Annotated in this window: 13 protein-coding genes; 9 read left to right on the top strand and 4 right to left on the bottom strand. The window is 33.3% G+C overall.

Annotation, left to right across the window (positions count from 1 at the left end; all coding sequences use genetic code 11):
- The first annotated feature begins 28 nt into the window (after positions 1-28).
- The 6 genes from VQL36_RS10340 to VQL36_RS10365 all read left to right on the top strand — a co-directional run bounded on the left by VQL36_RS10340 (position 29) and on the right by VQL36_RS10365 (position 7,719).
- Positions 29-2,380: an FdhF/YdeP family oxidoreductase gene (locus VQL36_RS10340; RefSeq protein ID WP_349249229.1), complete on the top strand. Its 2,352-nt coding sequence runs from the start codon at positions 29-31 to the stop codon at positions 2,378-2,380.
- Positions 2,380-3,189, top strand: a complete 810-nt coding sequence (fdhD, locus tag VQL36_RS10345) for a formate dehydrogenase accessory sulfurtransferase FdhD (protein ID WP_349249230.1) — start codon at positions 2,380-2,382, stop codon at positions 3,187-3,189. The genes VQL36_RS10340 and fdhD overlap by 1 nt, the downstream gene beginning before the upstream one ends.
- A gap of 243 nt (positions 3,190-3,432) precedes the next feature.
- Positions 3,433-4,014 (top strand): DeoR family transcriptional regulator, encoded by a 582-nt coding sequence (locus tag VQL36_RS10350; RefSeq protein ID WP_349249231.1) that lies wholly within the window; start codon positions 3,433-3,435, stop codon positions 4,012-4,014.
- A gap of 242 nt (positions 4,015-4,256) precedes the next feature.
- On the top strand, positions 4,257-4,769 hold the full coding sequence (locus tag VQL36_RS10355) for a FixH family protein (RefSeq protein WP_349249232.1): 513 nt from the start codon (positions 4,257-4,259) through the stop codon (positions 4,767-4,769).
- A 15-nt stretch (positions 4,770-4,784) separates the two neighbouring features.
- Positions 4,785-5,366 (top strand): SCO family protein, encoded by a 582-nt coding sequence (locus VQL36_RS10360; protein ID WP_349249233.1) that lies wholly within the window; start codon positions 4,785-4,787, stop codon positions 5,364-5,366.
- 127 nt (positions 5,367-5,493) lie between these two features.
- On the top strand, positions 5,494-7,719 hold the full coding sequence (locus tag VQL36_RS10365) for a heavy metal translocating P-type ATPase (protein WP_349249234.1): 2,226 nt from the start codon (positions 5,494-5,496) through the stop codon (positions 7,717-7,719).
- Between the two features lie 132 nt (positions 7,720-7,851).
- Here VQL36_RS10365 and VQL36_RS10370 read toward each other — a convergent pair whose 3' ends face one another.
- Both VQL36_RS10370 and VQL36_RS10375 read right to left on the bottom strand, forming a co-directional pair.
- The gene (locus VQL36_RS10370) at positions 7,852-8,361 is read right to left on the bottom strand and encodes a DoxX family protein (protein WP_349249235.1); all 510 of its coding nucleotides are present in this window, start codon (positions 8,359-8,361) and stop codon (positions 7,852-7,854) included.
- Between the two features lie 345 nt (positions 8,362-8,706).
- On the bottom strand, positions 8,707-9,030 hold the full coding sequence (locus tag VQL36_RS10375) for a hypothetical protein (protein ID WP_349249236.1): 324 nt from the start codon (positions 9,028-9,030) through the stop codon (positions 8,707-8,709).
- Between the two features lie 331 nt (positions 9,031-9,361).
- On the opposite strand from VQL36_RS10375, the gene VQL36_RS10380 reads away from it, so the two are divergent.
- The 3 genes from VQL36_RS10380 to VQL36_RS10390 all read left to right on the top strand — a co-directional run bounded on the left by VQL36_RS10380 (position 9,362) and on the right by VQL36_RS10390 (position 12,121).
- Complete coding sequence (locus tag VQL36_RS10380) at positions 9,362-10,171, top strand: uroporphyrinogen-III synthase (RefSeq protein WP_349249237.1); 810 nt, start codon at positions 9,362-9,364, stop codon at positions 10,169-10,171.
- 15 nt (positions 10,172-10,186) lie between these two features.
- Entirely contained in the window at positions 10,187-11,365 is a 1,179-nt protein-coding gene (locus tag VQL36_RS10385) for a MalY/PatB family protein (RefSeq protein ID WP_349249238.1), read from the top strand.
- A 72-nt stretch (positions 11,366-11,437) separates the two neighbouring features.
- Positions 11,438-12,121, top strand: coding sequence for a metal-dependent hydrolase (locus tag VQL36_RS10390; RefSeq protein WP_349249239.1), 684 nt, complete (start codon positions 11,438-11,440; stop codon positions 12,119-12,121).
- 56 nt (positions 12,122-12,177) lie between these two features.
- Here VQL36_RS10390 and VQL36_RS10395 read toward each other — a convergent pair whose 3' ends face one another.
- Positions 12,178-13,581 carry a CsxC family protein gene (locus VQL36_RS10395; RefSeq protein ID WP_349249240.1) on the bottom strand — a complete coding sequence of 468 codons (1,404 nt, stop codon included), beginning with the start codon at positions 13,579-13,581 and terminating at the stop codon, positions 12,178-12,180.
- Between the two features lie 260 nt (positions 13,582-13,841).
- A complete protein-coding gene (locus tag VQL36_RS10400; protein WP_349249241.1) occupies positions 13,842-14,522 on the bottom strand; it encodes a CsxC family protein in 681 nt (226 codons plus the stop codon).
- Positions 14,523-14,645 lie beyond the last annotated feature (123 nt).

Consider the following 14,645-nt stretch of genomic DNA (forward strand, 5'->3'; position numbering starts at 1 on the left):
AATATAATGACTCATTGGAGATGATGGTATGGGGAATACAAAACATTCAGGTCCTATCAAAATTTCAAAGAAATTAAATCCCAAACTGTGGGTAAGTAAAGTTCCATTTGGATTTGGCAAGGTCAAACCTCATCATATTAAGGATACTTTAAAAGTGGTTTGGGAAAATAGAGACCAGATGCCCTATGCAGGAAGAATATTAACTCAAGGTGTTTGTGATGGCTGTGCTTTAGGTGTAAGCGGATTAAAAGATCAAACATTAACAGGTCCACATGTATGCACGACCCGTTTAAATGTTCTAAGATTAAGTACTATGCCCGCTATAAAAACAGACGTGTTACACAAAGATATCTCAGAGTTGCAGAAATTAAACAGTGCGGAGTTGAGACAATTAGGACGAATTCCATATCCATTAATTCGAAATGCAGGAGATAACAAATTTCAGCGAATCACGTGGGATCAAGCACTAGATTTTATAGCTACAAAAATGAAATTAATAGACCCGAAACAAATCGCATTTTATTTAACTTCTCGTGGCATCACGAATGAAGTTTATTATACAGCTGCGAAGGCTGCTCGATTAATCGGTACAAATCATATTGATAATGCTTCTCGGATATGTCATTCTCCTTCAAAAACAGCATTAACTCGTTCACTTGGTATAGGGGCATCTAGTTGTAGTTATAAAGATTGGATAGGGACAGATGTATTAATTTTTTGGGGATCTGTTGCAGCGAATAATCAACCTGTTTCAACGAAGTATATGTATGCTGCAAAACAAAAAGGGACCAAAATTATTATCATAAATCCATATCATGAACCCGCGATGGATCAATATTGGATACCTTCGATTACTGAATCTGCGTTATTTGGAACAAAAATCGCAGATGATTTTTATCAAGTGAACATTGGTGGTGACATTGCCTTTATGAATGGGATTATTAAACATTGGTTTGATATGGAGGCTAAAACTCCAGGAACAGCAATTCACCATGATTTTGTAAAAAAACATGTGCAAGGATATGAAAACTTAAAGAACCATATTCAACGAGAAAAATGGGATGAAATAGTGTCTTCTTCAGGAATTTCACATCATCGAATCATACAACTAGCAGAATTATTAGCAAATGCTAAATCTGCTGTATTTGTTTGGTCCATGGGATTAACTCAGCATCGTTTTGGATCAGATAATATATCTCAGGTTGCAAATTTAGCATTATTGCAAGGATTTATAGGAAAAGAGCATTGTGGAGTCATGCCAATAAGAGGTCATTCAGGGGTACAAGGTGCAGGTGAGATGGGGGCAGATCCATTCAGCTTACCAGGTGGTGGATTTGATTCAATCCATAAAAAGCGAATTGAGGAGATATGGGGCTTTAAACTACCTGATTGGCAAGGAGATATCGTGGGGGTATCGTTAGAAAAGACACTCCTTTCTGAAGATAATGAGCAAAAATTAAAGGTATATTATATGTCTGGTGGGAATTTTCTTGAGACAATGCCGGACCCAGCATTTGTTAGAAAGTGTTTAGAAAATGTTGAGGTTCGTGTACATCAAGATATTATATTGAATTCTTCTACTTTGGTAGACAGTAAGGAAGCAGTTATCGTACTGCCTGCTCAAACTAGATATGAACAATCTGGCGGTGGTACTTCAACTTCAACAGAAAGAATGGTTTATTTTTCACCAGAAATTAAAGGCCCTAGAATAGAACAAGCCAGAGCAGAGTGGCAAATTTACGTTGAATTGGTTAAACGAATGAAACCAGAATTTAAAGACCTTATCAACTTCCAAAATACACAATCAATCAGAGAAGAAATAGCAACAGCAAATCGGAATTATGATGGAATTCAGCATTTATCTAAAAAGGGTGATTTTTTTCAATGGGGTGGAGCTTGGTTATGTGAAGATGGAGTTTTTCCTACTGAAGACGGAAAAGCAAAACTAATACCTATCCATTTGCCAGAAATGAGAAAAAATGAAGGTCACTTTAATATTACAACTAGGAGAGGCAAACAGTTTAATTCCATGATCTATGGTTCAAATGATCCTTTTAATTCAGCTGGTAGAAATGATGTTCTTATACATCAGGACGATGCTAAAGAACTATACATTTCAGAAAATGATGCAGTTGTTGTATACAATCAATATGGGTTATTCCACGGTCGAGCTAAATTTGTGAATATTAGAAGAGGAAATGTTGAGGTTTATTGGCCAGAAGGAAATGTTTTAATACCAAAAGGGGTATATGAGCAGCATGCTGGAATACCTGAATACAATACAAAGGTAATAATAGAAAAGGCAGAATCTTTTCATGCTCAAAAAGATGTGAAATACATTGAAAAAAGAATTGAAGATTTAGAAATGGATGTAAGCTGATGGATGTTCATGATGATAAAGTGATGCAAAAAAGGCAGATATTAAAATTTGACCTAAAAAAAATGAATGAACAAGTAAAAGAAGTTTCAGATGATATAGCTATAGAATTTGCGCTTACGATAAAAATAAATGGGAAAGAGTTTGCAACGTTAGTTTGTACACCAACGCATTTAAAAGAGTTAATAATCGGTTTTTTGGCTGGTGAAGGATTGATTCGTTCAATTGAGGATATAAGAGACATAAATATAGATATAAATACGGGATTTGCATTCATAGAATTAAAAAATAAATCTATAAATGTAAGTGATTTTAATGAAAAACGTTTTGTTGGTTCCTGTTGCGGTAAAAGTAGACAATTTTATTTTCAAAATGATGTAAAAACGGCTAAAACAATAAATAGTAAAGTGTCTATGACAGTTTCCCAATGTCTGAATTTAATGTCATTGTTAGAGGATCAATCAAAGCATTTTAAAAAAACAGGAGGAGTCCATCAAGGGGCACTTTGTAATCGGACAGAGATCTTAATATTCCAATCAGATATAGGCAGACATAATGTGTTAGATAAAATATATGGCCAGTGTTTACTGCAAAAAATGACTTTCCACGAAAAATGCATTGTGTTTAGTGGTCGTATCTCTTCAGAGGTTCTTTTAAAGGTTGCTAAAATAGGGGTGGGATTGATCATTTCAAAATCAGCACCAACAAATTTAGCACTTGATTTGGCTGACGATTTAGGGATTACAGTGATTGGATTTGTAAGAGGAAGTAAAATAAATGTGTATACACACTCAGAGCGGATAATAACATGAATTAATTGGGGCTATGAAAGTCGGTATAACTTTAAACGTTATGCCGATTTTTTACTATTTAATTTAGATTTTTATTTTATGTGTTTAAAATATGTGATTTTATAACATGTGTTTTCAAAAAAAGTTCAAACATTTTAGAAAAACACTTGTCTATAGAAATATTAAGTATGATAAAATTTTGTTTGTATTTGTTAAAATGTGTGATTTTATCTCATAGTTATGAAAAAAAGGAGGGGTTAAAAGATGCTGCCAACTGAAAGAAGAAATCAAATACTGGATTATGTTCGTGAAAAAAAATCATTAAAAATTACTCAGTTAAGTGAAATGTTTAGTGTATCTGAAATGACCATTCACCGTGATATAAAACCGTTAGTTGAAGAAGGATTGATTATTAAAACTTTTGGCGGGATTTCGTTGAATCAGGAACGGAACGGAGCTTTTGTTAACAAGCAAGATTGTGTTTATTGTTATAGTCCAATAAATCAAAGGTTAGCCTATCGATTAATTTTACAAGATCAAAGTATTGAAACGACTTGCTGTGCACACTGTGGTTTGTTGCGACACCAACAATTGGGAGATAAAGTATTACAAGCAATTTGCCCAGATTTCTTAGTGCAAACAACGATCAGTGCAACTTCTGCTTGGTACTTAATGGATACTTCTTTGAATCTTGGATGCTGTCAACCTCAAGTATTAGCATTTCAGCACAAAGAACATGCAATTCAATTTGCACTTGGTTTTGGGGGAACCATTTATTCTTTTTCAGAAGCCTTTCATATGGTTTTTAATCAAATGCAAGGTAAGAATAAAGGTTGCTGTGATTAAATTTCTCTTGCTGCTCAATTTAATATGCTACTCTATTTTGGTCCAAAATGTAGATTTAAGTGTCTTAATAGGTATAACATGATACCTACTGATGTTGATCAAAAATTGGGTGGTGCAATCATGCTGTTAGTACATAAAATGTCATTTATAGTAGGGCAATATATTCAACCTAAAACTTCTGATTTATGAGAGAAATTAGAATGAACCTAAAAAGTTAATCAAATTATTGTTGGAGGAAAAAGATGAGATCATTAATATCAATTTTAATAATACTAACTATAGTACTTACAGGCTGTTCCAATGGAAGTTCAGAAAATGAAACACATATCAATATGAACTCTATGGACAATACTATGGAAGAGTCTCTAAGTCCACTTGAGGTGGAAATAAAAACTGATTCTGAAAATGTAGAGGTTGGGAGTGAAGTAACCTTTGAAGCTGTAGTATCTCAAAATAATGAATCAGTAGAAGATGCAAGTGAAGTGAAATTTGAGATTCGAATGAAAGGAAAAGAAGACTCAGAGATGGTGCAAGGACAACACCAAGGTGATGGAGTTTATTCAATTCAAAAAACATTTAATCAAGAAGGAATATATACGATTATATCCCATGTTACTGCAAGAGATATGCATAATATGCCTAGCCTAGTAATAAAAGTAGGTCAAGTAGAGATGTCTCATACTATTGATGAAGACCATTCTGAATCAGATAATCCTATGGATGAATCGACTGAGGGACATACAGATCAGCATTAATTTAGGAGGGGTTTTGTGTATAGATATAGATTAAATACAATCATATTAAGTATTTGTTTTTTATCCATCATATCTGCATGTAGTTTTTCAAGCGAAAAACCGAATGATCTAAATATTGAAGTCGAAAATTTTACTTATACGAATCAAGAAAATGTCCCTTTTGGTTTATCTGATTTAGAAAATAAGGTTTGGATAGCTGATTTTATTTTTACAAACTGTACTACAGTATGTCCAGGCATGACATACAATATGGTTCAGCTACAATCAAAAATGAAAGAAGCGGGTGTAGATGCAGAGATAGTATCTTTTAGTGTGGACCCAAGTATTGATACACCTGAGGTTTTAATGGAATACGTAAGTAAATTCGGAGCAGATTTCTCCAACTGGCATCTTTTAACTGGATATTCGGATGAGATCATCCAAAAGTTTGCGAAAAACTCATTTCTAACCATTGTGCAGAAAGATGAAAATTCTGACCAAGTCATTCATGGAACTGCATTTTATTTGATTGATCAGAAGGGGATAATCTTGACGAAATATGATGGAAATAATCCTGATTTTGATCAAATTATTAAAGATATTAAGTCGTTAGAATAAAAATTTTTTTTGTAGCCCAGAAGCTAAATAACTTTTGGGCTATTTATCATTTCAAGAAGTTCTTTTTCATACATTGGATATATACGATAGATTGTCCATGTGAATAAAGTAAATTGGGGGCGGTATTATGTCTTTATTGGATGAAAAAGAAGGACAAGTCACAATACAAATCTCTGGCATGACATGTGGTAATTGTGCTGCTAGAATTGAGAAATCATTGGGTAAAATCGAGTCCATTCACGAAGCAAAAGTGAATCTGGCGATAGAGCGAGCTTCAGTACGATTTAATCAAAGAAAAATAAGTATAGATCAAATCATTCATAGAATTGAAAAGTTAGGATTTGGTGCAAATATTTATAAAGATATATTAAAGAAACAGATAGATTTCCGTAAAATAGAGTATAGAAGTTTACGGAACAGGTTTGTTATATCAGCCGTATTAACTATGCCTTTATTATGGACTATGTTTACACACTTTTCTTTTACATCTAGTATTTGGGTTCCAGAGTTGTTCATGAATTCTTGGTTTCAATTAATGTTGGCAACTCCAGTTCAATTTGTGATCGGTATGCCATTTTACTTTAGTGCGTATCATGCAGTCAAAAATAGAAGTGCGAATATGGATGTGTTAGTTGTGCTAGGTACTTCTTCTGCTTATTTTTACAGTCATTATTTATCCCTGACTTCTATATCTTCCTCAGTAACAAATCACAATGTACCTCTTTATTTTGAGACAAGCTCTATGATCATAACCGTTGTATTATTAGGTAAATTATTAGAATTGAAAGCGAGAAGTAAAACGCTTCAAGTTGTTCATCGATTACAGGACATTGGAATGAAGGAAACGACGATTATTAGAGATAACATTTCCATGTCTGTTCCAGCTGAAATGATTCAGGTGGGAGATATAATGATTATTCATGCTGGAGAACACATTCCTGTTGATGGAAAAATTCTTGAAGGAAATTCAGCCATTGATGAATCTATGATCACTGGAGAATCAATTCCAATTGAAAAGAAACAAGGAGACTTTACAATTAGTGGCTCAATCAATATGAATGGATTACTTAAGATTGTTGCTACAAGAACTGGCGAACGATCTACGATAGCACAAATGAATAAGTTCATTGAGGAAGCACAGGTCTCCAAACCACCAATTCAACGCTTAGCAGATCGATTTGCTGGAATATTTGTCCCCGTTATTGTTAGTTTATCCTTATTCACTTTTTTCACTTGGTATTATGTAATAAGTTCTGGAGATTTTGCGTTATCTTTAGAACATGCAATTGCAGTGATGGTTATTGCATGTCCTTGCGCAATAGGTTTAGCAACACCCACATCCATTATGGTTGCTACTGGAAGAGCTGCAGAGAATGGAATATTATTTAAAGAGGGGAGTCACATTGAAGCTTTAAATCATGGTAGTGTTATTTTTCTTGATAAAACAGGAACTATAACCGAAGGGAAGCCCTCAGTCACTAAAGTTATTAGTATAAATGTTCCTGAATTATATTTACTGCGAATGGCTGCAGCAGTAGAAACTTATTCTGAACATCCTATGGCTAAAGCTATAGTGAAAGAAGCAAAAAATAAAAGATTAATTTTACCTGATTCGCACTCTATCATTACTTTTCCAGGTTATGGTATAAGTGGAAGTGTTCAAGGTTCTGATGTGATCATTGGTACTAAGCAGTTGTTAGAAAATCAAGGTGTACCTATTGATATAAACAATAGAAGGGTACAACAGCTGCAAGAGCAGGGGAAAAGTGTATTATTTGTATCTATTCAAAAAAAGTTTGCAGGTATGATATATGTTGCTGATACTATAAAACAAAATTCGATTGAAGCTATTCATTTATTAAAACAATTTCGGTTTAAGCTTGTAATGGTAACAGGTGATCATGATTATACATCCAAAGCGATTGCCAAAGAAGTTGGGATTAAACATATTTATTCAAAAGCTTTACCAAAGGATAAAGGTGACTTAGTTAGGCAATGGCAGCAAAAAGGAGAAAATGTTGTATTTGTGGGGGATGGTATGAACGACGCTCCTGCTTTAGCAGCAGCAAATATTGGAATTGCGATGGGAACTGGAACAGACTTAACGAATGCAGCAGCTGACGTAAATTTAATGAAAAATGATTTGTTAGATGTTTCAAAAGCAATAAAATTAAGTAGTAACACGATGAGAAATATTAAACAAAATTTGAGCTTCGCACTCCTTTATAATTTAATAGCTATTCCTTTTGCAATAATGGGATTATTAGAACCTTGGATGGCTGGAGCAGCAATGGCACTAAGTTCAGTTTCAGTAGTAAGTAATTCTCTTAGGTTACAAAAGTTAAAATTATGAAAATAAAATATTTTGATGTATCAATCAGCTAGAAGATAACTGGTGTAGGTATAAAAATTCCTATGCTCACATGAACATAGGATATGGAGTGGAGAGATATTAATTTTTTATCTAAGGAGTATAGAGAATTACTTATTTTTCTATATATGAAGTATCTACAGTACGGTTTCTTTTAAATAAATTTCTAACAAATGGTATTACGTAATAATCTAGACCTATTTTACCAGCATTTGCTCCTGCTACTAGAATAAATATTGTTAAAATAACCATCTGCGGGTTTGTACTTGTTGTACCAGATAATAAGAATGCAAAGTTCATAATGATTCCCATTAGAGCTGCAAAGGTAGTAAAAATACCAAGAAGTAATGCTAAACCTACTAAAAATTCACCCCATGCTACGAGAAAATTGAATAGTTCAACATTGGGAATTGCAAAACCTTCTAGGAAGTTTGCCCACCATGTTTGTACAGCAGGATGTTCGCCAGTTGCTTTACCAACAGCTCCTTTTAAATATCCAGAAGCATCAAAATCTCCATTGATTTTACTCCAACCTGCAGTTAACCATTCCCAGCCTAAGTATAATCTGAAAAATAAAAACACGATAGAAGCATAAATATTGTTTCTTAAAAACTTAACAAACATTTTACTCAGCTCCTTAAGAGTTTTTTGCATTTCTAACCTTTTCATGTGGTAAATATATTTAATTTATATTCATATTTTAAAACGATTGATCTTTAATTAATGTGAAAAACATCACAATTTAAACTTAAAATGTTACAAAATGTTGAATAAATTTCATATTATAACCAAAAAATAGGCTGGGACAAAACCCAATTAAAATGAATAAATCGCATGAAATCAATTTAATAATCCTTGATTTCATGCGATTTTATTTATGGGTATTATGCAAAAATCAGTTAGTTTTCAACTTATGTCCCAGCCTCTTAAATTTTAAATCCTCTAATTATAAGTGTTTGAGAATATGAGTTACCTTTTTTTATTTTGTAATGGAGAAGCTTCTATTTCTTGAACTTCAAGTGCATCTTCTTTTGTTTGAGTTAATTGCTGTTGCATATATTGTATTTGCTGTTCTTGAGACTTGTTTGCTTGAAAATCTAGATTTGTTTGTACCTTTTTTAAATTTGTCAATGCATAATCCAACCGATCTTCAGATCTTTTGATATCCTGTGGACTTGCAGTTGCTTTGGACTTTAATACATCTTGTTGTGATTTTTGCAGCAAAGTAATTGCATCATCTGCTCTCTCTACAGCATTTTGTAAGTTTTGTTGATGCTGACTCTTTTCAGCCATAGTCATACCTCCTTCTTGAATAAGAAACAATATAAACTTCATTTAGTATGTGATAATTTTAAAACAAACATTCGGTATATTTACTTTCTTGATTTGTAAGGAATATTGTTTTGCTGTACTGCAAACCTTAATAAGGTATGATCAAGAATTTGCTACTGTTGGAACAACAAATATGGATTAGAGAAGTTTTAAATTTTGAAGTAATAATAAAGTTTCAATAGATGAATCGAATAGGCTTTTGAGACGTCTTTTAGAGTTCATAGGTAGATGATTTTCTTCTAACTAATGTTATAATATATAATCATGTACATACATAGGAGATGAGTGAACTTTGAAAAAGCTTGAGGGGAAGAAGATTGCAATAGCTGGTGAAAGAAAAGCGGATGAAATCAGCAAACTTATTGAAAATTTCGGAGGTACCCCATTGATACGTCCTGCTCAAGGTACAGTTTTCCTTGATGATTCTAATGTAAAAGCGTCATTACATCGATTGCTGCATGAAAAATGTGATTGGATTATTTTTACAACAGGAATTGGAACGGATAAATTACATAAGCTAGCTAAAGAAACAGGGAATGAAGATCAATTTATACATGCTTTAAAGCAAGCGAAAATTGCTGCAAGAGGATATAAAACAGTGAATGTTCTAAAAAAACTGGGAATACAACCAACCATAAGAGATGATGATGGGACAACATTGGGACTTACTCGAATGTTCGAACCTTATCACTTAGAAGGAAAACATATAGCACTACAGCTTTATGGTGCTCCTGCACCAAAAATGATTGATTGGTTAGAAAAATCAGGTGCTAATTATTTTGAAATATTACCTTATAGACATATACCGCCTGCTGATGAAAAAATGGAACAAATTGTTTCTGAAATTTTGAATGGTGAAGTGGATGTGGTTGCTTTTACTAGTGGACCTCAAATTCGATTTATGGTTGAATATGCTGACAAAAATCAGAAGCGGTCAGAATTCATTCATGCCTTAAATGAGAAAGTATTGGTATTATCTGTTGGAAAAGTGACTGAAGCTGCTATAAGGGAAGAGGGAGTTAGTAGAGTTGTAACTCCTGAAGTAGAAAGAATGGGAAGCATGATAGTTACATTAGCGGAATACTTTGAAAAAAATAAATAATCAGAGGTGTATCAAATGCATAAATATTTTGATGAAACTATTGATCGCAATCAAACGTTTTCATATAAATGGGATGAAAGAAAGAAGCTTTTTGACAGCGAAGAAGTATTACCCATGTGGGTAGCAGACATGGATTTTCGGTCGCCTAAACCTGTAGTGGATGCATTAATTAATAGAGCAGAACATGGTGTTTACGGATACTCATCCTCTCCTAATTCTTATGATGAAGCCGTTATAAGTTGGTTTGAACAAAGGCATGATTGGAAAATCGAAAAAGAATGGTTATCTTATTCTCCTGGAGTAATGCCTACAATTGGATTCTTGATTGCTTGTTTAACTGAACCAGGGGATAAAGTAGTTTTACAATCTCCTGTATACTATCCTTTTTTTGATGTTATAAAAAGAAGTGGGAGGGAAATTGTTGACAATGCCCTTGTTTTAGATGATGATACCTATCGAATGGATTTAGATAAATTAGAAACCCAACTAGATTCTTCTGTAAAAATGTTGTTACTATGTAGTCCGCACAACCCAGTAGGTAGAGTATGGACCAAAGATGAGTTGACACGTTTAGGGGAGATCTGCATAAAACACAACATTATTATAGTTTCTGATGAAATTCATGCAGATTTAGTGTTTAAACAAAGTAAACATATCCCACTAGCTTCCATTAGTGAAGAGTTAGCTCAACAAACCATAACTTGCATAGCACCTAGTAAGACGTTTAATATTGCAGGTTTGCAAGCTTCAAGCGTAGTTATTTCAAATGCTGATATAAGGATTAAATTTAGAAAGGAAATCAGCAAGTACTCTTTAAATATGATGAATACTTTCGGAAGGGTAGCTGCAGAAGTTTCATATAGACAAGGTGGCGAGTGGTTAGAACATTGTTTAGAATACATATACGATAACAATCAGTATGTAAAACAATATGTAGAAACAAATATGCCATTAATTAAAGTCATCCAGTCTGAAGGAACATATCTTGTTTGGCTAGATTGCAGAGATTTGAAAATGAATGGGCAACAATTACGAGAGTTTATGTTGAAAGAAGCTAAAGTAGCATTAAGTGATGGATTCATTTTTGGCGAAAATGGAGATGGCTTTACGAGAATGAATATAGGATGCCCTAGAGAAGTTTTAGTAGAAGGACTTGAGAGGATTAAATCAGCATATATCAAAACCTTTGAATAACATAAGAATTAAACCCGTATAAGAGCTTTAGTTCTAAAGTTTATATGAATATAGAGAAAGGATGATGATATTATGAAAGTCACTTTTTATGGACATTCATGTTTTCTAGTAGAAGGTAATAATAAAAGAATCTTAATTGATCCTTTTTTAAAAGGGAATTCACAGACGTCAGCTTCTCCAGAAGATTTTAACGTAGATGCGATCATATTAAGTCATGGACATGAGGACCATTTTGGAGATTGTTTGCAGATTGCTTCTGAAAATCAATGCCCTATTATAGCGACATATGAATTAGCCATGTATTGCCAATCACAGGGTGCAAAAGTACATCCCATGCATATTGGTGGTGCATTTCAATTTGAAGGATTTAAGGTTAAATTAACTCAAGCATTCCATGGTTCTTCTGTAAATCATGGAGATCATACGATTTATACTGGAATGCCTGCTGGTATTTTATTAACCATGAATGATCATACATTTTATCATGCTGGTGATACAGGGTTGTTTGGTGATATGAAAATCATTGGTGAATTAAATGAGATTGATGTAGCCGCATTACCAATTGGTGACAACTTCACGATGGGACCTGAGGATGCTTTGATTGCTGCAAAGTGGCTTCAGACTAATAGAGTAATTCCAATACATTATAATACCTTTCCTATCATAGAACAGGATGTAGATAGTTTTGCTCAGAATTTAGATGAACAAGGAATCAAGTGTCATATTTTAAATAGTGGAGATAACATTGAAATATAACATGCAAACAGCAGAGAAGAATATATTCTCTGCTGTTTAAATTATTCACTTGTTAACTAATATTCTTCTTTTACTTTTTTTGTAAATAATTTTTTCAACCATGGGAAGAAACCTGTTTCTGTTTTTGAGACATTAGCTTCATTTTTTGCATTTTCAACTTCTGTTTTTAATTCTTCATTATTTTCATTTAAATCAGAACTTTGATTTGCTGTAACTTCAGGTTCATCTGTTTGTAATTGTGAAATCTCATTGTTTAATACAGTCATCTCATCATTGTTGATTTCAAGTGTTTTTTCCTGAATCTCTGACTGTGTTTTTTCATGAACTTCAGCATTTAAAGTGATTTTATCATTCATATTCTCCATAAGTTCTTTTAATTCGTTTATTTCTTCATCTAATCCAGATATTTGGCTGTTTTCATTTTCGAATGTCTTTTCTTGTTCTAGAGAATCGACCAGTTCTGGTTGAGCTTCAACTTCAATATTCTCACTGACTTCTTTCTGAACTGCTGATTTAATTGTTGCAATGTCATCACTATTATTATTTATTTCTGAATCTTCTTCTTTCTTTTCTGACTCAAGTTCAAAACATTTAATGGGTTTTTCTTCCTCAGGTTCAGGACATACAGAAACAGGTTCTGGCTCTGGTTCTGGCTCTGGTTCAGGTTCAGGTTCTGGCTCTGGCTCTGGTTCAGGTTCTGGTTCAGGGACAGGTGGTTCAGGTTCTGGAACAGGTGGTTCAGGTTCTGGAACAGGTGTTGGTACTGTAACACTAGCTGGAGTTTGGGTAGGTGGGGGTACTGTTTTTACTTGTTTTTGCATTATTGTTATCGTTAAGCTGACAACCATTTTTTCTGTAATTGATGTGAATGTTCCTTCATTTTTAGGACCGTATAGTAACGGAGTACGATTGTTAAATAAATCTCTTTCATTAATTGTTACTTGTTCAACTTCACATATTATAGGTGCGTTTATCGGTTGCCATATTGATTGATCGTACTGGGTAAGTTTACGTCCATGGAAACTTTTTGTTGCACTTTCATTGTGATCGAATATTGGGAATACATTTTCTACAGGAATTGCACAATTGAATGGAACATGCACAGTACAATGTCTAATTTTACCACAAACTCCATTATTTGAATCGTATTCTACTGTAGAATATCGTATATTTTTACGAACAAATCCACCAAGAAATAACTTACCTGCTAATTGACAGGGAGTATTTGTATGGGTAATTTCAATAAATTCACATTGAGTAACACAAACTTCTTTGTCAATATCTTTAATATCTAAAGCAGGGCTATCTAATTCAATTTCAGCCTCGATGTCGATTTGAACATCCAACGATCCTAGAACAACATCCCATAGAAAGGTATCTGGTTGTGCTGGTGTAGTCTGAGAAGTACAATTAGAAAATATTGGTCTCACTGTTGCGCTATCATCATATTTATCAAACACTATATTTTACTCCTTTCTCTATAGATTTAGATATTATATTCTTCTTTATATCTTTTTGATTGGTTATTAGCCGATATATATTAAGAAACGGGCTAATTTATATTTTTTATTCTAAAAATATGTTGAAGCCTGTTTCATGGGATTTATAAACTATTTTAAATTAACATGGGTTTTATTTATTAAAAAAAATTCACCTCTAACTATCTAATTAAAGGTGAATTTATAAATTTTAAATTATATTTGTGCATTTCATTATTTTATCAACAAGTGCTAGTTTTAGATGGTAATGTGACAACTTTTTTTTGAGTTAGAGTAATGTTTAATTGGACGACCATTTTTTCTCTTAATGTACAGAAAGTACCTTCATCTTTAGGACCATAAGATAATGGGGTACGATTTTTGAATAAATCCCTTTCGTTAATCGTAACATTGTTAATTGTACATTCTACTGGTGCATTTATAGGTTGCCATATACTTAGGTCATATTGAGTAAGCTTACGACCTTGAAAGCTTTTTTCTGCACTATCGTTGTGATCAAGTTGTGGGAATAATCCTTCAACAGGTACAGCACAATTAAAAGGTACGTTTACAGTAACATGACGAATATCGCCAGATATACCTTGATCACTTACACATCCAACAGTGGAAAAACGTATATTTTTGCGAACAAACCCACCTAAAAATAGCTTTCCAGTTAGATCACAAACTTCAGCAGGACTTGTTACATCAATAAATTCACACTGTGTGAGGCACACCTCTTTGTCAATATCTTTAATATCTAAAGCTGGTGTGTCTAAGTTGATGTCTGCTTCAATATCTAATTGAACATCTACAGTACCTAAAACACAATCTACTTTAAAGGTTTCACTTGGTGCTGGTTTAGTTGTTGAAGTACAATCAGATAGAATAGGGGTAACACTTGCACAATCCTTATCACTCATTTGTTTAACTCCTTTCATTAATTTGAAGTTGAAATGTTATTTCAATAACATCATATTCTGATTTTTGTATTTTGTTTGGACATTTGCACTATTTTTTTAAGAAAAGGCTCCTGTGTATTTTTA

Origin of the sequence: Chengkuizengella sp. SCS-71B, assembly GCF_040100845.1 — a bacterium.
GTDB lineage: Bacteria > Bacillota > Bacilli > Paenibacillales > KCTC-33759 > Chengkuizengella.